Origin of the sequence: Planococcus beigongshangi, assembly GCF_016820495.1 — a bacterium.
In the GTDB taxonomy this organism is placed as follows: Bacteria; Bacillota; Bacilli; order Bacillales_A; family Planococcaceae; genus Planococcus; species Planococcus beigongshangi.
This window is the reverse complement of the sequence record NZ_JADHDU010000003.1, coordinates 19,691-41,321: the sequence shown is the minus strand read 5'-3', so window position 1 is coordinate 41,321 and position 21,631 is coordinate 19,691. Positions and strand designations below refer to the sequence as shown.

At 48.1% G+C, this 21,631-nt stretch carries 21 protein-coding genes; 1 reads left to right on the top strand and 20 read right to left on the bottom strand.

Annotated elements, in window-relative coordinates:
* Positions 1 to 82: 82 nt before the first annotated feature.
* The 15 genes from IQ294_RS07245 to rpsF form a co-directional block, all read right to left on the bottom strand.
* Complete coding sequence (locus IQ294_RS07245; protein WP_203333373.1) at positions 83 to 1,300, bottom strand: S1C family serine protease; 1,218 nt, start codon at positions 1,298 to 1,300, stop codon at positions 83 to 85.
* A 289-nt stretch (positions 1,301 to 1,589) separates the two neighbouring features.
* Positions 1,590 to 2,378, bottom strand: a complete 789-nt coding sequence (locus IQ294_RS07240) for an MBL fold metallo-hydrolase (RefSeq protein ID WP_203333372.1) — start codon at positions 2,376 to 2,378, stop codon at positions 1,590 to 1,592.
* Between the two features lie 12 nt (positions 2,379 to 2,390).
* Positions 2,391 to 3,203, bottom strand: coding sequence for a two-component system regulatory protein YycI (locus IQ294_RS07235; RefSeq protein WP_203333371.1), 813 nt, complete (start codon positions 3,201 to 3,203; stop codon positions 2,391 to 2,393).
* The gene (locus tag IQ294_RS07230) at positions 3,190 to 4,527 is read right to left on the bottom strand and encodes a YycH family regulatory protein (protein ID WP_203333370.1); all 1,338 of its coding nucleotides are present in this window, start codon (positions 4,525 to 4,527) and stop codon (positions 3,190 to 3,192) included. The genes IQ294_RS07235 and IQ294_RS07230 overlap by 14 nt, the downstream gene beginning before the upstream one ends.
* Complete coding sequence (walK, locus tag IQ294_RS07225) at positions 4,524 to 6,350, bottom strand: cell wall metabolism sensor histidine kinase WalK (RefSeq protein WP_203333369.1); 1,827 nt, start codon at positions 6,348 to 6,350, stop codon at positions 4,524 to 4,526. The genes IQ294_RS07230 and walK overlap by 4 nt, the downstream gene beginning before the upstream one ends.
* Before the next feature lie 5 nt (positions 6,351 to 6,355).
* A complete protein-coding gene (gene yycF, locus IQ294_RS07220) occupies positions 6,356 to 7,063 on the bottom strand; it encodes a response regulator YycF (protein ID WP_203333368.1) in 708 nt (235 codons plus the stop codon).
* A 191-nt stretch (positions 7,064 to 7,254) separates the two neighbouring features.
* On the bottom strand, positions 7,255 to 8,532 hold the full coding sequence (locus IQ294_RS07215) for a peptidoglycan DD-metalloendopeptidase family protein (RefSeq protein WP_203333367.1): 1,278 nt from the start codon (positions 8,530 to 8,532) through the stop codon (positions 7,255 to 7,257).
* Positions 8,533 to 9,137: 605 nt separating this feature from the next.
* Complete coding sequence (locus tag IQ294_RS07210; RefSeq protein ID WP_203333366.1) at positions 9,138 to 10,424, bottom strand: adenylosuccinate synthase; 1,287 nt, start codon at positions 10,422 to 10,424, stop codon at positions 9,138 to 9,140.
* Between the two features lie 131 nt (positions 10,425 to 10,555).
* Positions 10,556 to 11,911, bottom strand: coding sequence for a replicative DNA helicase (gene dnaB, locus IQ294_RS07205; protein WP_203333365.1), 1,356 nt, complete (start codon positions 11,909 to 11,911; stop codon positions 10,556 to 10,558).
* A gap of 12 nt (positions 11,912 to 11,923) precedes the next feature.
* Positions 11,924 to 12,373 carry a 50S ribosomal protein L9 gene (rplI, locus tag IQ294_RS07200; protein WP_203333364.1) on the bottom strand — a complete coding sequence of 150 codons (450 nt, stop codon included), beginning with the start codon at positions 12,371 to 12,373 and terminating at the stop codon, positions 11,924 to 11,926.
* Positions 12,370 to 14,346 carry a DHH family phosphoesterase gene (locus tag IQ294_RS07195; RefSeq protein ID WP_203333363.1) on the bottom strand — a complete coding sequence of 659 codons (1,977 nt, stop codon included), beginning with the start codon at positions 14,344 to 14,346 and terminating at the stop codon, positions 12,370 to 12,372. The genes rplI and IQ294_RS07195 overlap by 4 nt, the downstream gene beginning before the upstream one ends.
* Before the next feature lie 13 nt (positions 14,347 to 14,359).
* Positions 14,360 to 15,319, bottom strand: coding sequence for a YybS family protein (locus tag IQ294_RS07190; protein ID WP_203333362.1), 960 nt, complete (start codon positions 15,317 to 15,319; stop codon positions 14,360 to 14,362).
* 812 nt (positions 15,320 to 16,131) lie between these two features.
* Complete coding sequence (gene rpsR / locus IQ294_RS07185) at positions 16,132 to 16,368, bottom strand: 30S ribosomal protein S18 (RefSeq protein ID WP_154749505.1); 237 nt, start codon at positions 16,366 to 16,368, stop codon at positions 16,132 to 16,134.
* Positions 16,369 to 16,418: 50 nt separating this feature from the next.
* Positions 16,419 to 16,898, bottom strand: coding sequence for a single-stranded DNA-binding protein (ssb, locus tag IQ294_RS07180; protein ID WP_203333361.1), 480 nt, complete (start codon positions 16,896 to 16,898; stop codon positions 16,419 to 16,421).
* Positions 16,899 to 16,948: 50 nt separating this feature from the next.
* Positions 16,949 to 17,236 (bottom strand): 30S ribosomal protein S6, encoded by a 288-nt coding sequence (gene rpsF, locus IQ294_RS07175; RefSeq protein ID WP_203333360.1) that lies wholly within the window; start codon positions 17,234 to 17,236, stop codon positions 16,949 to 16,951.
* A 223-nt stretch (positions 17,237 to 17,459) separates the two neighbouring features.
* Between rpsF and IQ294_RS07170 the strand changes: the two genes are divergently transcribed.
* Positions 17,460 to 18,023, top strand: a complete 564-nt coding sequence (locus tag IQ294_RS07170) for a DUF3267 domain-containing protein (RefSeq protein WP_203333359.1) — start codon at positions 17,460 to 17,462, stop codon at positions 18,021 to 18,023.
* A 28-nt stretch (positions 18,024 to 18,051) separates the two neighbouring features.
* Here IQ294_RS07170 and IQ294_RS07165 read toward each other — a convergent pair whose 3' ends face one another.
* The 5 genes from IQ294_RS07165 to IQ294_RS07145 all read right to left on the bottom strand — a co-directional run bounded on the left by IQ294_RS07165 (position 18,052) and on the right by IQ294_RS07145 (position 21,608).
* Positions 18,052 to 18,426 carry a gamma-glutamylcyclotransferase family protein gene (locus IQ294_RS07165; RefSeq protein WP_203333358.1) on the bottom strand — a complete coding sequence of 125 codons (375 nt, stop codon included), beginning with the start codon at positions 18,424 to 18,426 and terminating at the stop codon, positions 18,052 to 18,054.
* A 119-nt stretch (positions 18,427 to 18,545) separates the two neighbouring features.
* Complete coding sequence (ychF, locus tag IQ294_RS07160; protein ID WP_203333357.1) at positions 18,546 to 19,646, bottom strand: redox-regulated ATPase YchF; 1,101 nt, start codon at positions 19,644 to 19,646, stop codon at positions 18,546 to 18,548.
* Between the two features lie 86 nt (positions 19,647 to 19,732).
* Positions 19,733 to 19,933, bottom strand: a complete 201-nt coding sequence (locus IQ294_RS07155) for a DUF951 domain-containing protein (RefSeq protein ID WP_203333356.1) — start codon at positions 19,931 to 19,933, stop codon at positions 19,733 to 19,735.
* Positions 19,934 to 19,955: 22 nt separating this feature from the next.
* A complete protein-coding gene (locus tag IQ294_RS07150; RefSeq protein WP_203333355.1) occupies positions 19,956 to 20,876 on the bottom strand; it encodes a mechanosensitive ion channel family protein in 921 nt (306 codons plus the stop codon).
* A gap of 15 nt (positions 20,877 to 20,891) precedes the next feature.
* Positions 20,892 to 21,608, bottom strand: a complete 717-nt coding sequence (locus tag IQ294_RS07145; protein ID WP_203333354.1) for a DUF554 domain-containing protein — start codon at positions 21,606 to 21,608, stop codon at positions 20,892 to 20,894.
* Positions 21,609 to 21,631: the final 23 nt, after the last annotated feature.

Genomic DNA, 21,631 nt, shown 5'->3' with positions numbered 1-21,631 from the left:
GCCCTTCTTTATTGTCTAGACTCCGGCGACCCAGCTCTTCGGGATAAAGGCTGCTGCTGCATCTCTTTGCCGTCGCTTCTCCTTATTGCAATGAAGAATTATCCACAAGCTCGAATTCAAATTCCAGGAGTTCCCTGTTGCGATACACTTTCACTTGAAGGATTTCACCGATCTGCTTTTCCTGATACAGGTGTTTCCGTAATGCAATGCTGCTGTCGATCGGGATGCCGTCCATCTCGACAATGACATCATATTCTTCAAGACCGGCTTCGCCCGCTCCGGAATTCGGTAGAACTGAGCTGACCACGACGCCGCTAGTCACATCAGCCGGCAAATTGAGCGTGTCTTCGCGATACATCTGCGGCACCTGATTCAAGTCCAGCAAGGTGATGCCCATCGCGGGACGCACCACTTTGCCTTCGATTTCAAGCGCTTCGATAATCGGGATCGCTGTGTTGATCGGAATTGCAAAACCGATGCCTTCCGCGGTCGCTGGATTGATCTTCATCGAATTGATGCCGATCAGCTGGCCGCTGATATTGATCAGTGCGCCTCCGCTGTTCCCCGGGTTGATCGCCGCATCCGTCTGCAGGACATCAACTTCCCAATCGACCACATTATCACCATCGATATCGACGGGCACAGCACGATCCGTTCCGGATACGACGCCTGTCGTCACCGATCCATAGAAATCAAGGCCGAGCGGATTTCCGATGGCGATGACCGTTTCACCTTGTTTCAGCACATCTGAATCACCGAACTGGGCAACGTTTTCGATTCCATCGCTGTCCATGCTGAGAACGGCGAGATCTGTCCAAACATCACTGCCAACAAGTTTCGCTTCTTTTTTCCCGCCATCCGGCATCGTCACTTCAATGTTCGTCGCACCGTTTACCACATGATGGTTCGTCACCACATAAGCTGAGCCGTTTTCATTTTTATAAATGACTCCCGAGCCTGTACCAACTTCCTGATTGGATGAATCCGAAAAGAAATCTGAGGCTGCCTGCAGGTTCGACACACCGACTACCGTGTCATTCGCTATTTCAACGGCCTCTGTCACATCGTTCGTCACTTCCACTGAACGCTGCTCCGTCTGTCCCCGTTCTGAGTTCTCGAGCGTTTCCTGCTGATGCTGGGAAACTTGACTGTTATCGCCTCCTGGCAACAAGTCGGGCCGCGCGCTGAACAGCAGCCATATTATCAAAGCGCCCACCAGGACACCTGCGAGGCCAGTTAAAAATGTGCGCCCCCGTTTCGGCTGCCGTCTTCCATTAGGTGTCTGATCGTAATACCCCATCTGCTCCATCCTCTCAGAAAACATCTTTCCCTAATTTTATGAATAGAATTCTGACAATGCAAGCTTGAGCACTTTATCGGCCATTAAATGAAAAATGCGGTTGAATAAAGATTTCGTACGGCGGAAATCTGATAGTTCATGCGCAAAATTGGTACTGCGCGCATAAATTCTGTTCTCCGCTCATAAATCTCATTCTCCGCTCACAAATCCCATTCTCCGCACATAAATCCCGCCGTCCCCTATAAATCAAAAAAAGCCGGAAGCAAATTTGCTTCCGGCCGCCGCTTTTCTATACCTCAACCAACTTCGTCGGTATATTCGCATCTGTATCAAGCAGATCCACATACTCACCGACAATGATGCCTTTGGTCTGCAATGTCTGTTCGACGCTCATGCGGGCGAGGTCTTTCATGTTATTGTCCCGGCTTAGATGGGACAGATAGATTTTCGTCGGCTTTTCTGCCATCACTTCACTCATGGCGACTGCCGCGTCTTCATTGGATACGTGTCCTACATCACTCAGGATCCGGCGTTTGACCGACCACGGATAACGGCCCATCTGCAGCATGCCGACATCGTGGTTGCTTTCGAACACGTAAGCATCGGAAGCCGTGATGATGCCTTTCATCTTGTCGCTGACGTAGCCGGTGTCCGTAATCAGCGTGAGCTTTCGGCCGTTTTCATGGAATACATAGAACATTGGGTCCGCGGCATCATGCGAGACGGCGAACGATTGGATATCCAATGAACCGAATGTCTTCACTGTATCCATGTCAAAATGGAAACGCTGTTCGACCGGTATCGCGCCGACCAGGTTTTCCATGGCCAGCCAGGTTTTGGCGTTGGCATAGATCGGCACTTTATGTTTTCTTGCGACGATGCCCAGCCCCTTGATATGGTCGCTGTGTTCATGCGTCACCAGGATGCCGTCCAGGTCGCCCATTTTTTTGCCGATGGAAGCGAATAGCTCTTCCATCTTTTTGCCGCTCAGGCCTGCATCCACAAGAAATGAATGCCGGTCATTTTCTATATAGATGGCATTGCCGCTTGAACCGCTTGCCAATACACTAAACCGCATTGTAAAAACTCCTTACTCTGAACCTTCTTCTTCCGGTGCCTTAAATTCGATGACTCCGTCTTTGACGGCGTTTACGTAATAATCCGCTGTCGTGCCGTCTTCCAGTTTCACGACGACTCTCCAGGTCGGGAGGAACATCCGCGTTTCTTCCGACACTGCCACATAAACGGAATAACCAAGATTCACAGATGTGACCTCAGAGTTCTGCTGCAGGATACTGTTTTGATACAGGGTTTCAATTGCCCGTTTTTGGGAAATCAATTTTTTGCTCTGCGCATTTTCTACGAGATCCGTAAACATGGTTTGTTCATAGCGGACCGCTTCCCCTTCATCATTCCAGAATAAGGTCACTTTACCACTATCACTATGATACAACGTTTTCCCTTCGATTACCTGAAAAAAGACTGCTCTGTTTTCTTCCTGGACAATATCCCAAAGGATGTACTCATCCCCTTCGAAAACAGTAGAAGACAGGAAGGCTTCAAGGCTTTCTTTGTTTAATTCGTCGCCGATCCTGATCGGTTCGTCTAAAACCACATTCAACAGATATTCTTCCGTCACCGTCACCCGCGCATTTTCAGCAGGCACGTTTTCCTTTGTAAGGGCCATTCTGGTGCCGCTGATATACGGTTCTTCCTCAGGGTCTGCCCCCAGATCTGCCGGATACGTGATATTATCAATTTCAAGGCGTGCATCCACTGCAGGCTCAGACAACTTCGAATAGTTTTCGGCTTCGGTATAGCGATCCACATACAGGGAGTACAAAAAGATATTCAAAATGGAAAAGACGATGATGAATATCGACTTTGTTCTACTCCAGTCCAAATGGTCCTCCCCCTATCACTTCGTTCGATAATTTCAGCCATGAGCCATCCATCTTAAAATACCAGGCCGGTTCGACGATCATGAGCCGATCCGGATCATTCACGTTGCGCACCAGTTCATAAGCTGACACAACCTCAGTCACAGCAGATCGTTCTTCTTCATCCAAACGGGCTAGAGCTGCGAGCACGGCCGCACCGGAAGCCTGGTTTTCAGCATCGGTTCTTCCCGTCGGCTCCAGTACGTAAACCGGTCGTTCGTACCGGAATACCTGCTCCTGTTCGTCGGCCATCCCCCACTTCACATCGATTGCAGGTGAAAGGGACGGGCCGAAGACCGGCATATTATTGATGAACAGCCGGTATTCGATTTCCTGGTTGAGCGGTTCCATCTGGAAATAGTAATAATCATTTGTCCATCCGCCGTGGTCATTGATGAATTTTATCGTATTGAAGACCAGTTCCGATGGAATCGCCGGATCAGCGGTTTCCGCTTTCGATTGAACATAACTCAAGCCTTTGACAGCCGATTCCCGTTCAAGGAATGCGCCTGTATTATCCGTATATCCGCCGCCGAGCAAATTGCCCGCCGGTTGGAAACTGGAAGCATTGAACAGCCTGTCGGCATAATCCTCCATCGGTGTTTCTTCATATAGATAGACATAACTCGATAAATCGACTGGTTCTGCAGGCACATAAACCGGAACGGTTCCAATCGAGGCGTCCGTTAAATACAGCGGGTATTGCTCAGAAGGCTCAATTATATTTTCCGCAAATTTTTCAACGTCGAGGATCTGTACGGTTCCTTCGTAAATACGGCCCGAGTCGGAATTGACGAAGTAAATGACCAACTGGCCATTTGCGGAGCTTTCCCAGTTTATGACCATGCGGTTGAATGTCGCTTCCGGCACATTCGTGTCGAAGAGATCCATCATCGCGTCAAAAACCGGGAAAGGCACAGCACTCGGATAATAAAGCACGGCCCGTGAAGGCTGATGCATATATTCAGTCAGTTCAGCGGCGTTCGCTTCATCCGATAATAAGGTCAAATCACTGATATGCCATTGATCCATGGAATCCAGGACCAAATCGATTTCATCTTTATTCACAGTTCCTTTGACGCTTTCTTCACTATGGAACAGAATTTTCAATGGACGGACCACCTGCTCGATTTTCTTCGAATCAGCTATTGCCGTATCGATGGGCGGTGTCGGATCAATCGGATCCAGTGTCGTCGGCGTGAAATTCCAGATGGTGAACGTCAGGCCCAGACTCAGGAAAACAAGCAGGAATAAGGCTGCCGACTTTATTTGCTCGATGTATTTCATTCCCACTCACCTCCGTCATCTGTTTCAAATGGAAGCGTGAAATAGATCGTGGTCCCTCTGCCATATCTGCTGTCAGCCCAGATGGTGCCTCCATGGACATTGATCACTTCTTTGGAAATGGCCAGTCCGAGACCGGTACCGCCCATTTCCCTGGAACGCGCCCGGTCGACCCGGTAGAACCGGTCGAAAATCTTATCGAGGTTCTCTTTCGGGATCCCCATGCCCTGGTCGCTGATCTTAGTCTGCAGCATCCCGTCTTCCTCACTCAATTTGAAGGACACAGTGCCGCCGTCCGGTGAATATTTCAGCGCATTGGAAATGATATTATCAAATACCTGCGTCATCTTGTCCGTATCGATTTCGACAAAATAAGGCTGGGTAGGCATTTCACGCTTAAATGTAACATTTTGTGATTTCGACATTTCAAAACGGTCGATGATGCGGTTAAAGAATACTTTGAAGTCCACCATTTCCCGATTGAGTTCCGTTTCGCCTGAATCCATTTTCGACAGCTTCAGCAAATCGTTCACCAGACGGATCATCCGCTCCGTTTCCGTTTGTGTGACATTCAGGAAATGCGGAGCAAGATCCGTATCCTTCCAGGCGCCTTCCGCCAAAGCTTCCAGATAACTGCGCATCGTTGTCAGCGGCGTCCGCAATTCGTGGGAAACGTTCGCTACGAATTCACGGCGTTCCATATCGATTTTCTCCTGCTCGGTATTATCATGCAGCACAGCAATCAAACCGTTGACGAATCCGGTCTCTTTTTGAATGACCGAGAAATTCGTCCGCAGCAGCGTATTTTGTTCCGATGTACCGACATCGAGTGTGATCGACTCTTTCATGTGAATCAGGTCTTCAAATGTATATTCGCTTTCAAGCCCCAAGATGCTGGTAATCGGCCGATTCATCACCGTTTCACGTGAAACATTCAATAAACGGAGAGCCGGGTCGTTGATGAGGATGATTCTTCCTCTCCGGTCCGTCGACAATACGCCGTCCGTCATATTCGCTAAAATCGACGCCAGTTTCCGGCGCTCACTTTCTGTCGATTGCTGGGATTCCTGCAGCCTGTTCGTCAAATGGTTGAACGCTTTTGCCAATTGGCCGATTTCATCGTCGCCGTAAACTCGCACTTTGCGGGAGAAATTCCCTTTCGCCATCGCTTGCGCATGTTTTCGCATATCCGAAATCGGCTTGGAGATGGTCTGTGCCACCAAAATCCCAAGAATCGCTGTAATCAAGAGGGACAGCGCCGTCCCTCCTGCAAGGATTGAATTGATCTCATCCATCTGGTCATAGACATTTTCCACTTTCGCTTCGAGATAAAGGGACCCAAGCAATTCACCGCCAGCTGTCACAATCGGCTGTGTCGCGACCCATACCCGGCGGTCGTTTTCTTCATTTATCTTGATCTGGTATTGCGGTTTTACATTGACTATGGTCTCCCGCACCAGTTCTTCTGCCGAACGCTGGCCGATCAACGGCTGTTTTTCAATCGCTGATGATCCGAGAATGCGGTAGCGCGCATCCACTACCCTTATTTCCGAAATATCAGAAGAGTTAAAGCCCTGCAGGACAGAACGAAGGCTTTGCTCCACTTTCAGGTCGTCATCTGTCCGCGTTCGGGTAATTTCTTCTTTGACACTGAACTCAATGATTTCCATCCGGTCCAGAATCGATTCCTCGAAATTGTAAATCAGCTTCTCTTCCAGTTGCTGCACAAAATAAAGGCCGATTATCTGCATCGCCAAAAGGATGAGCAAGATGTAAATCAGCACAATTTTCACATGGATTGATTTAAAAAAAGTTACTTTCTGCATGCAGACTACTCCTGTTCAGGATTTCGCAAATAATACCCTACACCGCGGCGCGTGACAATCCATGCCGGATGACTCGGGTTATCTTCAATTTTTTCACGCAGACGGCGGATCGTTACATCCACTGTGCGTACGTCTCCGAAATAATCATAACCCCATACTGTCTGGAGCAAATGTTCACGCGTCATGACTTGGCCGATATGCTTGCCAAGATAATGCAGCAATTCGAACTCACGATGCGTCAATTCGATCGTTTCTTCCCGTTTCAGCACCAGGTATGCATCCGGCTGGATCGTCAGCGCACCTACCTGGATGTCGTTCGAATTCGGCCCGTCTTCTTCAGCCGGTATGATATTCTGGCGGCGCAGGTTCGCCTTCACGCGCGCAACCAATTCTCTTGTAGAAAATGGTTTTGTTACATAATCATCGGCACCCAGTTCCAGGCCGAGCACTTTATCGATTTCAGAGTCTTTCGCCGTCAGCATGATGATCGGAAAATCATGTTTCTTCCGCACTTCACGGCACACTTCCATGCCGTCGCGATTCGGAAGCATGATATCCAGAAGCATCAGATCCGGCTTCACTTCTTCCGCCAATTTGATCGCTTCGTCGCCGTCATATGCACAGACTACGTTAAAGCCCTCTTTTTTCAAATTAAATTGCAGGATATCTGCGATCGGTTTTTCATCGTCCACTACCAAAATCGTTTTATTCATCCTTGATCTCCCCTTTTTAAATAGAAATACCCATCCTGATCTTAAACTTTTCTAACTTTACTTTATCACTGTTGGGGCTGTTTAGCACCTCTCACTGATCAGGTGATATTTCCCGGGAAATAATCATTCCATATTCGAAAGCCAGCAGGGAAATATCATTCGTTTCCCTGCTGGCTTCCTGCTTCAGTATTTTATTGTTCGATATAATCCAACGGATTTTTCGTGACGCCATCTTTTGAAACTTCAAAATGCAGATGGATCCCGGTCGAACGGCCAGTCGTTCCCATGACACCGATTTTCATGCCCTGCGGAACTTTGTCGCCGACTTTTACATCGATTGAAGCGAGGTGGGCATAAATCGTTTCATAGCCATTGTTATGATCGATGATGACCCGGTTGCCGAATGTGCCGTCAGGACCTGATGCCCTGACAACTCCGTGGTCAGCAGCCAGAATATCAAAGCCATCCGGTCGAGCGATGTCGATGCCGTTATGATGGCTGCCCCAGCGCGGCCCTAATTTACTTGATATATAACCGCCTTCAGCCGGCCAGCTGAATTTCCCGGTCCCGACTGTCGGTATTTCCTTCGTGCCTTTTAAAACCACTTGTTCAACCGGTTCAGTTATCACTTCTTCAGTGACTGTATGACGGTTTGTCTGTTTGCCGTCCGTTTCAGTAATGGCATAAGTCACTTGTTTTTCGCCATTCTTGCCTTCTTGGCCGACTTCCGACTTGCCGATGTACATTTCACCATCTTCTTGTTCAATGGTTTCGAATTCAATGCCTTCTTCTACCTTTTTCTGTTTTTCGACAATGACCGTCAGCCCTTTATCTTTCAACAAGGACGCCGCCTCTTTCGCGTCCATGATTTCTTCCGGCGCGGCCTGGGCCGTCACACCTGCCAGGTCCTCTACGATATCAATTGACGTAATGCGCGTTTCGTCCGTTTCAAGTCCAGGCAACTCACCCGTTTTGAGTTTATTCGCTTCCCATTGCTCCAGCTCTTCGGAACTTGCGTATTGAAGCAGCACCTGACGGATTGTTTCATCATATGCGGCGCGGTCTTTCAGCTGCGCAATGATTTCACCGTCCAAAGTCAATGCGAAAGCCGAAGCTTTCACTTCCAGTTTTTCATCCAATTGTGAAAGGATTTCCTGCTCATCTTTGACCGTCGGTTCGAAAACCTGCTCGGCAATCACATTAAAGCTCTTTTCAGGCTCCAACTTCAATTCACTGAAGTCCTCCATGGTTTCGGCAATTTTCCGATCCACCAGTTCTTCAACTTTTTCATTTTCTGAAACGGCTCCAAGATATCCGCCGTCCGTATATATATGGTAGACAGTTGCCAGGCCTTCATGGCCGACATTTTCTGCTGTTGCAGGATTTACATTCAATCCAAGCAATAAAAACGCCGAAGCTGCAATTTTCATCACGTTTGAACCAATGTTCTTACCAATAGCATTTTTCATAACAGAACCAAAATTCCCCTTTTTGACGTTTCTCTCTTTAAGTCTCTGATTTATTTAAGCCTCCATCACTTTATCATAAACTTATATCAAAATAACATAATTCTGCTCTATGTAAATAAACTGTATTGTTTCATCCATTTAATTCCATTTAATGGATGAAACTAGCGGAATTCAGCTATTTTTAATGCATAAAAGCTTTGAAAATGCAAAATAATAGGATAATAAAGGAAATAAACCCTCTTTATTGTCATGAGTCTGTAGCATTCTGAAAATTGAAATGTGGACATTTTATTAACATAACAAAAAAGCCGGACAGATTTGTCCGGCTTTCGGCTTAGCAGCTAGTTAACTTTTCGGTGTCCAGACTCCAACCGGCCAACTCCTCGAGTCGTAAGCCCCTCTGGCTGTGCGGCTGGAAATATGCCGCTTCGCCAGCGTGCCTTACGCTTGTCGGAGCTGAACGGCCGTTGTCGCTTTTCTTTGTCCAGACTCCGGCGACCCAGCTCTTCGGGTCATAAGCCAGCCCAATTCCGTGGCAAAAACCGCCACTTCATTGTTCCGTCTTATGCCTTTCAGAGCTAAGCGGGTGCCGTCGCTTTTCGGTGTTATCTCCAAACACTCGTTACAATATTCGTCTGGTTGCGGTCAGGTCCAACCGAGAAGATTGAGATCTGTACGCCTGTCAATTGGGCGATGCGCTCCAGGTAATGACGCGCGTTTGCCGGCAATTCATCAAGTGATTTGCAGCCAGTGACATCTTCGGTCCAGCCTGGAAGCTCTTCGTACACCGGCTCACAATCGGCAAGCATGCGAAGGTTCGCTGGATATTCTGTGATCAATTCACCTTTATAGCGGTAAGCTGTACAGATTTTCACCGTTTCAAGTCCTGTCAATACGTCGATCGAATTGACCGTCAGATCCGTCAGTCCGCTGACGCGTCTTGCGTGGCGCACGACCACACTGTCGAACCAGCCGATGCGGCGCGGACGTCCTGTAGTTGTTCCGTATTCTTTACCGACTTCACGGATCTGCTGGCCCACTTCATCGAATAATTCGGTCGGGAACGGCCCGTCACCTACACGTGATGTATAGGCTTTACATACACCGATGACATGTGAAATCGTCGTCGGTCCAACGCCCGCTCCGATGGTCACTCCGCCGGCAACCGGATTGGATGACGTCACGAATGGGTAAGTCCCCTGGTCGATATCAAGCATGACGCCCTGTGCGCCTTCGAATAGCACACGGCGGCCTTCGTCAAATGCGTCATTCAGCACTTTTGACGTATCCGTTACGTACTTGGCGATCTCCTGTCCATATTGATAATATTCTTCCAGGATTTCCTCGACAGTAAAGCCTTCCGTTTCGTAGAATTTCTCGAACAGACGGTTTTTCTCTGTCAGGTTCATGCGAAGTTTTTCTTCGAATACGACATGATCCAGTAAATCCGCCATTCGGATGCCGACACGTGCAGCTTTGTCCATGTAAGCCGGCCCGATGCCTTTTCCGGTTGTCCCAATTTTATTGGCGCCGCGGCGTGCTTCTTCCACTTCATCTTGCTTGATATGGTAAGGCAGAAGGACGTGAGCACGGTTTGAAATGCGCAGATTTTCTGTCGTCACTCCACGGTCGTGAAGGCCTTTCAACTCTTTGACCAAAGCTTTCGGATCCACAACCATGCCGTTGCCAATCACTGAAATTTTATCTTTATAGAAGATCCCCGATGGAATCAAATGCAGCTTGTATGTTTCGCCGCCAAAAATAATTGTGTGCCCGGCGTTATTTCCGCCCTGATAGCGTGCAATCACTTCTGCGTGTTCTGATAGAAAATCCGTGATTTTCCCTTTTCCTTCGTCTCCCCATTGCGTTCCTACTACTACGACTGATGTCATTGTCCGCACCTCCGTTAGGCTTGCGCCCTTGTATCAAACAGTGTTTATTGTATCAGTGAAAACCGCCTAAGTCAATCAAAAACAGAGAAAAACACGAACGTAAATGTGTTACCACATTTAAACGTTCGTGTTTAGAAGGATCCACCGGATTCATGCTGACTCCAGTCGATAGTGACGAATTTATTGTATTCCTTCACAAATGCCAGCTTCACCGTGCCGGTCGGGCCGTTACGCTGCTTGGCAATGATGATTTCGATCATGTTCTGATCTTCTGTTTCCTTGTCGTAATAATCTTCACGGTACAGGAACGAAACAATATCGGCATCCTGCTCGATACTCCCTGATTCACGAAGATCCGACATCATCGGCCGCTTGTCCTGGCGCTGCTCCACTCCACGGGACAGCTGGGACAATGCGATAACGGGAACTTCAAGTTCACGGGCAAGACCTTTCAGGGAACGGGAAATATCCGAAACTTCCTGCTGGCGGTTTTCGCCGGCTTTGCCGGTTCCGGCAATCAGCTGAAGATAGTCGATCATGATCATGCCGAGGCCGTATTCCTGTTTCAGGCGCCGGCATTTCGCCCGGATATCATTCACTCGGATACCCGGCGTATCGTCGATGAAGATGCCGGCATTCGACAGACTGCCCATTGCCATCGTCAGCTTGCGCCAGTCTTCATTTTGCAGGGCACCGGTCCGCAGCACCTGCGCATCGATATTGCCTTCTGCACAGAGCATCCGCATGACGAGCTGCTCCGCACCCATCTCCAGACTGAAGATGGCGACATTTTCATCTGTCTTTGTCGCCACGTTCTGCGCCACATTGAGCGCAAAAGCCGTTTTACCGACAGAAGGACGTGCAGCTACGATGATCAGGTCGTTGCGCTGAAACCCGGCTGTTATCTTATCAAGATCCCGGAAACCTGTAGGGACGCCTGTGACGTCCCCTTTACGGGTATGCAACAATTCAATATTGTCATACGTCTTTACAAGTACGTCTTTGATATGAATAAAATCTCCGGCGTTTTTACGGCTGGATACTTCCATCATTTTCTTTTCCGCTTCAGCAAGCAGCGCTTCCACTTCGTCTTCGCGGGTAAAGCCATCTTCCACAATCGAAGTGGCCACGCGGATCAGCCGGCGCAGCAGCGCTTTCTCTTCGACGATATGCGCGTAATGTCCGACGTTCGCAGCAGTCGGAACGGCGTTGGCGATTTCTGTCAGATACGACAGCCCGCCAACATCTTCCAATTCCTTTTTGGCGGAAAGTTCTTCTGTGACAGTGACCACATCGATCGCTTTTCCACGATCCGACAGATTGATCATCGTCTGGAAGATTTTCTGATGGGCGATGCGGTAGAAATCTTCGGGCATGACAATTTCCGCGACCGAAATCAGGGATTGCGGTTCTAGAAACACGGCACCAAGAACCGATTGTTCGGCTTCCTGATTATGCGGAGGGACACGATCCATCATTTCATTCATCGGCCCATCCCCTTATGCTTCTTCTGTTACGTGGACTTTAAGCGTCGCTGTCACTTCTTGATGCAATTTTACCGGTACATTCGTATAGCCCAGTGCACGGATGGCATCATCCAGTTCCATTTTGCGTTTATCGAGTTTCACGCCATGCGTTTTTTCAAGTTCTTTGGCAATCTGTTTGGTTGTGATGGAACCGAACAATCGGCCGCCTTCACCGGATTTCGCTTTCAATTCAATCGTCAGGTCTTCCAGCTGCTCTTTCAGTTTCTGAGCTTCAGCCAGTTCCGCCGCCGATTCTTTTTCCTCTTTTTTCTTCTGGCCGGCCAATTGGCTGATTGCTGCCTGGTCGGCTTCTTTCGCCAGATTGTTCTTCAGCAGGAAGTTATGTGCATAACCGTCCGCCACATTTTTAATCTCGCCTTTTTTGCCTTTGCCTTTTACGTCTTTCAGGAATATAACTTTCATTCGGTTTGCTCCCCCTCATAAATATCTGTAATGGTTTGTTTCACTAATTCGATTGCCTCTTCGATCGTCGATTCCGGCAATTGTGTGGCTGCATTCGTCAAATGGCCGCCGCCTCCGAGATTTTCCATGATGATCTGGACGTTCACTTCTCCGAGCGAGCGGGCTGAGATGCCGATGCCGCCTTCACTGCGTTCAGCGATGACAAAGGAGGCGTTGACGTCTTTCATTGTCAATAAAATATCGGCCGTCTGCGCAATCAGCACAGGGCTGTAAATGCGATCCGGCTGAGCATGTGCAATGGCGATGCCGTTTCCGACAAATTCCACTGTTTCGATCAATTTTGCACGTTCCAGATAGGTATCCATATCTTCTTTCAGCAAACGCTGCACAAGTACGGTATCTGCGCCGTTCGCCCGCAGATAGGAAGCTGCCTCAAATGTGCGCGCCCCCGTGCGGAGCGTGAAGCTTTTCGTATCGACAATGATGCCGGCAAGCATCGCCGTCGCTTCAAGCATCGACAATTTCTCATGCTTCGGCTGGTATTCGATCAATTCCGTCACGAGCTCTGCCGTTGAAGATGCATAAGGTTCCATATAAACCAGCATCGTATTGGTGATGAATTCCTCGCCTCTCCGGTGGTGGTCGATCAATACGACCCGTTCCATCCGCTGAAGCAGCCGTTCTTCGATGACCATCGACGGTTTATGGGTATCCACTACTACAAGCAGCGAGTTATCCGTCATATCGGCCAAAGCTTCTTCCGGGGTGATAAACTGCTCGAACAGATCCGCATCTTTTTCGATCTCTTCCATTAAACGGCTGACACTGCGGTCGTATTCGTCGAAATCGAGGACAATACTCGCTTTGACTTTATTCATCGCGGCCATTTTGGCAACGCCGACAGCCGCTCCGATGGAATCCATATCCGGCATTTTATGCCCCATGATGAAGACCTGGTCACTGTCCTGGATCAAATCGCGGAGGGCGTGGGAAATGACCCGTGCCCGTACGCGTGTACGTTTTTCGACCGGATTTGTCTTGCCTCCGTAGAATTTCACTTTACCGCTCGGATGCTTGATCGCCACCTGGTCGCCTCCGCGGCCAAGAACAAGATCGAGCCCGGATTGTGCCATGCTGCCGAGTTCGACAAGCGATGCCGAACCGGCTCCGACTCCGATACTCAGCGTAAGCGCCAGATTATCTTTTGCTGTCACTTCACGGATATCGTCCAGAATAGCAAATTTCGAGGTTTCCAGCTGCTGCAGGATCGATTCATTGAACACTGCCATGAAACGGTCTGATGAAACCCGTTTGACGAAAATGCCATGCTTCGCTCCCCAGTCATTGACCAGCGACGTGACGAGGCTGTTCAGATTGCTGCGCATCTGGTCGTCCATGCCCTGTGACAATTCATCGTAATTATCGATGAACAGGATGCCGATCACTGTGCGGTCCGCATAATACAGCGACTCGATTTCAATCTGCTCTGTAATATCGAACAGATAGAACAGGCGATCATCCGATTTATAATAGACCTGGTATTTGCGGTCGCCAAGTGTCACCGTCAAATCCCTTATTTCTTCCGATTTCACCAGGGTGTGGAAATCATCCGACAGGCTGTAGATCGATTCACCGATCAGCGTGTCGTGCTCGAGTATCGAGCTGATATAGGGATTTGCCCATTCAATATTGAAATCTTCATCTGCCAATAAAATACCGATCGGCATTTCAAGCAATGCCTCTTCCCCGACTTTTTTCATTCGGTAGGAAAGGGTTTCAATATGCTTTTCGGTCGCTTCATACGTCCTTTTTTCAATCAGCCAGGCAGACGCAAAAGCGGCAGCGAAAAGAAAAAAGAATATACCTGCGGCCAGTTCTGATGTAAATGCGATCAGAATGACTGCAGCCAGTCCCACTATCAGCATAGCCAGCAGCGGGTACCTCAACTTCCTTTTCCTAAAAAAAGCCGACATTCATTTCAGCTCCTTATTTTCCTTTAAAATCATGTGCACTTTTCACCCAGCCCCGGATATTGAATCCGAGATCCACGATTCCAACGATTATTGTGAAGGTCTGCAGCGGGAATGCCAAAACCGTAACAACGGCCGTGACCCACTTCGGCCAGCCTTCCACTTTGATATAGAAATGGTAAAAAGCGATTCCCTGCAGGAATAACAGCATCTGCAGGATCAGCATTGCGTTTGTAACCGCCAGGAACATCATGGTGCCCCGTTCCAAATCTGACAGCATACTAATCAGAAGTACGATTAAATAATACCATAATACAGCTTTCGGCAATTTCATATCAGCAAATGGCGGGAATTTAGGAACCTGGATGCCTAACCGCTTCAGAAGCGGCAAATTGATCAGCAGATGGATCCAGACCGTTGCAAAAATCATTATAATGATCAAAGCCGGCATCGTAACTTCAAGTGAGCCGAGCAAGGAAGCTGCCGTTTCATTGTATTGCTCAATCTGTTCTTCTGTACCGCCGTAGCGCTTTAGCATATCCATGTTTTCTGCAAAGCTGATCCGTATCGCCTTGAAGAATTCTTCGATGACGTTGATGCCGAGCAGCAGGATCGAAATCAGGTACTGAAGCATCACCGACATCAACAGGATGATGGATGAGCCCATGAACATATAGAGCTTGCTTTTGCCGTAATAGATCGACAATCCGATCATAAAACCGAATGGCACGTAAAGAAACGCTACCGGCAAAGCCAGAACTCCGCCGGCCATAAAGGTCAGCAGGAACGCCACAGCCGCCACCAGCAAAGATGGTTTCCACGGATATTTTGCGCTGTACCAGGCGATCGGCAGCGGCAGGAAAAATACTGTTACTAAATTAAGGATAGGGACATATAAACTGACAGCCAGCAATACCGTAAATAGGGCTGCCATCAATGCACCGTTCGTTATCTGTCTCGTTCGTTGATTTTGCATGAAGCTGTATTTCCCCTTCTTTCGGGTTAATTTCATCCTTATAATTGTAACACGATTGAAAGTCGGGAACAAAAAACGGCGCCGGGCGTCTGGTGTTTTCGATCTGAGTGTTTTTAAAAGTTTGCAACTATATAAGTTGAACAAAGAAATTATGCTTTATATGCCTCTTCGGCGCTATGGCGCACTCCTAGGATTGTTAATGAGAATAAATACAGTTTAATAATCGAAATTTCGCTTCGCCGCTTTGGACCATGTTCCCACAATAAGCCGAGAAGTCCACTCGTCTTATTGCTCCACACAGTCCTTGAGCAGCGGCTTCGCTGGGGTCTACTTCTAGATTTGAAGTGAAGCACCCGTGACTCCTCACAGTTTCGGCGTATTGTTGAGCACCCACTCGGACGAAAGGTCCGAGTTAGCTTTTTGGGTGTCCACTTCATCTATAGAAGGATCTCCAGCGATATGAAGCAAAACAGCGAAGAAAACCGTACTGCTCCACCAGCGCTTTGCGACACGACCGATACACCGCAGGGAAGGTTGGGCCGAACTTCATTCGGCCAAACCTTTGCGACGAAGCGCAGAGCGCTGGTGGAGCATCGGTTTTTGCGGCGACGAGGCGGATTGGGCGGGAGCCAAGACATTGGCCGAAGCTCGCGAGGGCAAGTCTTTGCGACGAAGCTAGCGCAGCGATACAGGAGCATGGGTTCTGGAAAGCAAAGCTGTTTTGCGAAATATCGGCTTTTAAAGAATAGAAGTTCAACTTATATAAATGAAAACAAAAAAAGACCGGTTTCCCGGTCTTTCGCTTTTCGTTATTATCTTTCTTCCGCAACAAACGGTAGAAGTGCCATGATACGAGCGCGTTTGATAGCGATTGTCAACTTACGTTGCCATTTAGCGCTTGTGCCTGTAACACGACGTGGCAAGATTTTTCCTCTTTCAGAAATGAATTTCTTCAATAGGTCAGTATCTTTATAGTCGATGTGCGTGATGTTGTTTGACGTAAAATAACAAACCTTTTTACGTTTTTTGCCTCCGCGACGTGGTGCCATATCGAATTACCTCCTTTTACGTGGATTTTAGGCCCTGAGCCTGGATATTCTTAGAACGGCAGGTCGTCGTCCGATACTTCGATCGGGCCGCTGCCGCTTGAGAATGGATCCTGGTCTACACGGGTATGATTATTTTGCTGACTTGTCGGTTGGTTCTGCTGATAGGATGAAGGCTGCTGTCCCTGTGAACGGTCTGAACCAGCTCCGGCACTGCGCGGTTCAAGGAATTGAACGCTGTCCGCCACTACTTCAGTCGTATAAACACGCTTTCCATCCTGTCCCTCGTAGCTGCCTGTTTGAATGCGGCCTTCGACACCTGCCAAACTTCCTTTTTTAAGGAAATTCGCTGTGTTTTCAGCTTGTTTGCGCCAAACAGTACAGTTGATGAAATCTGCTTCTTTTTCACCCTGCGCGTTGGAGAATGTACGGTTTACAGCCAGTGTAAAACGTGCCACCGCCGCCCCGCTTGGTGTGTAGCGTAGATCTGGATCTTTTGTAAGCCTTCCGACTAATACAACTCGGTTTATCATCAGAATTCAACCTCCTTTAAGTCAAAGATTTTTCCAATTTACATATGCGCTTACGCGTCTTTGCGTACAGCGATATGGCGAATGATGTCTTCGTTAATGTTCGCAAGACGTGTAAATTCGTTGATAGCTTCAGAACCAGCATTTGCTTTAACGATCTGGTAGAAACCTTCACGCAAATCGTTGATTTCGTAAGCTAAACGACGTTTACCCCATTCTTTCGACTCGATGATTTCAGCACCGTTAGAAGTAAGGATTTCGTTAAAACGCTCAACTAGCGCTTTTTTCGCTTCCTCTTCAATTGCAGGCTGAATAATGTACATTAGTTCATACTCTCTCATCGTGTTGTCACCTCCTTATGGACTTGGGCCCTGCTGATTCCAGCGGGCAAGGAGCAAGCAATTAAAAATATTACTCACATCACTGTATTGTATCACAATTCGACATGAACCGCAACTGTCTTTTCGATTCCAAAATCGGCTATACTTTTAATTGATGGAATGATTTATCCGCATAAAGAATCCGCACTCGTCCAAATTTCATCCTAATAAAGGAAGTGAAGAGATGGCACCCTCGTCCGTCATCGAATTGAAACTCGAAGAAATTACGCCAAAATTGATCTGGATCAACATCTGGGTGGTCGTGGTTTTTGCTGCCGCCTACCATTTAATCGCCCAACCGCTTGCCTTTGGCGTGTCCTTTTTCGGCATCGCCTATTTCATCATCGGTTATATCGTTTTGATCGTGCTGCACGAATTGTTCCACCTGATCGGCTTCGTCCTATTCGGAAAAGTCCCGCTCTCGTCCCTGAATTACGGAGTCGATCTGTCAAAAGGATATGCCTATGCAACCAGCAGTTCCCCTGTACAAAACAGACAAATGCGCAAAGTGCTGCTGCTGCCTTTTTGGACAACGGCCGTAGTCCCGACGCTCATCGGCTTTTGGATCCAGGACCAGGTTCTCGTTCTTCTCGGCGCCATGCTTGCTGCCGGGGCTGCGGGTGATTTTTTCATGTACAGGGAATTACGCAAACAAAAAGACGGGGCCTGGATCATCGATGACCCTGTATTGCCCCGTCTTGCTGTTTATGATGACTATCCGAATCCCGAAGAGCTTCCGCGAGATTGACGCGGGGCCTTCGGGATTTTTTCATCCATTAGACATGTATAATATCCCAAACTCCGCTCGGAATCTTTTCTTTCAGGATGCTTTTGTCTTTTGCCAGGTAAACGACCGCTTCAAGCGTTTCACCGTGGACCTCCACAGGAATCACCGTTTTTTCGTATAGATCATTTATTTCATCGCCTGTGCAATCTTCCAGGAAATCGAGTGCCGGCCACAGCACTTCCGGAATCTCGTAGACTTCTCCGTGGATTTTATCTGTACCTTCAAGGCTCATCGCCGGATATCCGAGACCTGTGTCATAAAGTGAACCGGTCGCGACCGCACGCTCCGCTTTCAGGCTGGCCTCTTCCATATAGAAATGGTATTTCCCGCCTGTCTTCAATGTCCCATATACAAATAACAGCATATTTTTTACCCTCCCAAATTAAAAACCGGATGCGAAAGGCACCCGGTTTGGTTTCTATTCCTGACTCGGTATGCCGCCTGATTTATTCTTGAATTGTATCCATGGCGACATCCATCATCTTAAACGTTAAATCTGAACAACATAACATCGCCGTCTTTGACAAGGTATTCCTTGCCTTCCTGGCGAACTTTCCCAGCTTCCTTCGCAGAAGCCATTGAACCGGCCTCCACTAATTCATCATAAGCCACTGTTTCGGCGCGAATAAACCCGCGTTCGAAATCAGAATGGATGATTCCCGCACATTGCGGTGCCTTCATCCCTTTTTTGAATGTCCAAGCGCGGACTTCCTGTACGCCGGCAGTGAAATACGTAGCAAGCCCAAGCAAACTGTACGATGCTTTGATCAATTGATCCAGGCCTGATTCTTTGATGCCGAGCTCTTCAAGGAACATTTCTTTTTCCTCATCTTCCAGCTCAGCCATTTCTTCCTCGATTTTCGCACAAACAACGATGACATCTGAATTATCTTCAGCTGCATAGTTACGGACTTTTTGCACAAACGGATTGTTGTCCGCTTCGGCAATTTCATCCTCTGCTACGTTTGCCACGTAAAGCATAGGCTTCAGCGTCAATAAATTCAAGTTTTTAGCGATGCGCATTTCGTCTTCCGTAAAATCGATCGAACGGGCAAGCTTGCCTTCTTCAAAAGCTTCACGCAGCTTCATCAGCACCGGCTCTTCAGCAACCGCATCCTTGTCTTTTTGCTTCACAAGTTTGGCTGCACGCGCAATGCGCTTTTCGATGCTTTCCATATCAGCAAGGATCAATTCAAGATTGATCACTTCAATATCGGAAATCGGATCGACATTTCCGGAAACGTGTGTGATGTTATCATCTGCGAAACAACGGACAACCTGACAGATGGCATCCACTTCACGTATGTGAGAAAGGAATTTATTCCCAAGTCCTTCACCTTTGCTGGCGCCTTTTACGATGCCGGCAATGTCCGTAAATTCAAAAGCAGTTGGAATGGTTTTTTTCGGCTCGACCAATTCCGTCAATTTATTCAGGCGTTCATCCGGAACTTCAACGATTCCGACGTTTGGATCTATAGTACAGAACGGGTAGTTTGCTGCTTCCGCGCCCGCTTTGGTTATGGCGTTAAATAATGTGGATTTCCCTACGTTAGGCAATCCGACGATCCCTGCAGTTAATGCCAAAGGATTCACGACCTTTCTTATTTGAAAACGATTTATTTTACTTCAACCATTCTATTATAGGAACAGAACAACCAAATGTCCATTATTCATTCCGCTTCGGCTTTGACCAGAACCTTTTTCATTTTCTTGTTGAAGTCGACCCGCGGAATCATGACACTGTGCTGACAGCCTTCACATTTAATGCGGATATCTGCCCCCATACGGATAATCTTCCAGGCATTTGCCCCGCATGGGTGCCCTTTTTTCATTTCGACGATATCATTCAAGCCGAATTCCTTCATTTCCATCGTCCATTCTCCTCTGACCCTTTTATTTTTTCGCGATGGCCGCTGAAGTGGATGCATCAGGCGGCCGCTGTACCATCACCATGCGCGGATACGGAATCTCGACTCCGCGAGCATCGAGAAATTCCTTCAGATCGCGGCGCATACTCCGTGCAATGGCGAAATGTTGCATCGGCAGCGTTTCAGCCGTGATGCGCATCACCACTTCGGTCGTCGTCAAATTCTGGACGCCGAGCAGCTCAGCAGGTTTAATGATCTGCTCATAACGGTCCTGCAGCGTGCCGAGAAATTCCATGATCATGCTCTCCACTTTGGCAATATCCGATTCGTTGGAAATATTGATATCCACTACCGCAATCGAATTATGGATGGAGAAGTTGACCACTTCCGTTATATGGCCGTTCGGAAAGATGAACAATTCACCCGTCCACGCTTTCACTTTCGTCGTCCGCAATCCAATTTCTTCCACCGTCCCTTCTGCCTGTCCGACTCTTACATAATCCCCGACCGAAAACTGGTCTTCAAAAATGATGAAGAATCCGGTGATCACATCCCGCACCAGGTTCTGTGCACCGAAACCGACGGCCAGACCCAGCACCCCTGCCCCGGCGATCAATCCGGTGACATTGATATTGAACATCGACAGGATTGCGATGATGGCAACGAAGTAAACGACATACGACACAACATTCTCCAGCAATTTCGATAGGGTTTGCTGTCTTCGTTCATTATATTTTAACGGTCCCCTGATTCGTACAGAAAAAGTTTTTCTGATCAGGGCACGGCTGACAATTACGATTATATAGGCGGCAAACGAGATAAGGACCATTTTCACGAAGGTCCAGCCGAAATTAATCCACATTTCCTCATTTGTCAACACCTGTTTGGCTTCTCTGTAGAGGCTCGACCAGCTGATCCCCGTTTCATTTTCCAACGCTTCTCTCATCTTTGTTTCACTTCCTTAAGGCATCAAGTTAAATTGATAGATTACCGTGACTACTGCAGCAACAACTAAAATCCCCGGCAATAAATTCGCAACCCGTATTTTCGTAATGCCCATCAAATTCAAACCGATGGCCAGGATCATCAAACCGCCCGTTGCCGACATTTCGGTGATGAATAAATCGAGTGCAGCTTCCGGAACCATGAGACTGATCTGAGTCGCAAAAAGCGCAATCAATCCCTGGTAAACAAAAACCGGCGCAGCCGACAGCATCACACCGATGCCGAGAGTGGAGGCCAGAATGATCGAAGTGAATCCATCAATAATCCCTTTCGATATCAACACGCCGTGTTCATTGCTCAGACCGCTCTCCAGGGCGCCAATGACGCCCATCGCTCCGATCACGAATATCAGCGTAGCTGTGACGAACCCCTGTGCGATACTGCCTTTGCTTTCCTTCGCCCCGATTTTGACTTCGATCCAGTGGCCGAACTGATTCAGTTTCTTATCCAGATCAGCCCATTCGCCAATGACGGTCCCGAGCACCAGGCTGATGATGACAATGACAAAATTCTGGCTGCCGAACCCCATCTGCAAGCCAAGTACAACAACGACCAGCCCGATGGCATACATCACGGTTTCCTTCATCCTATCAGGGATATTGCGCAGAGCTCTACCGATAAGGGTTCCCAAAATTATTAATGCCGCGTTTATCAATGTTCCCAAGAGAACCATTTATCCAGCCCCTTCCCAGCTCC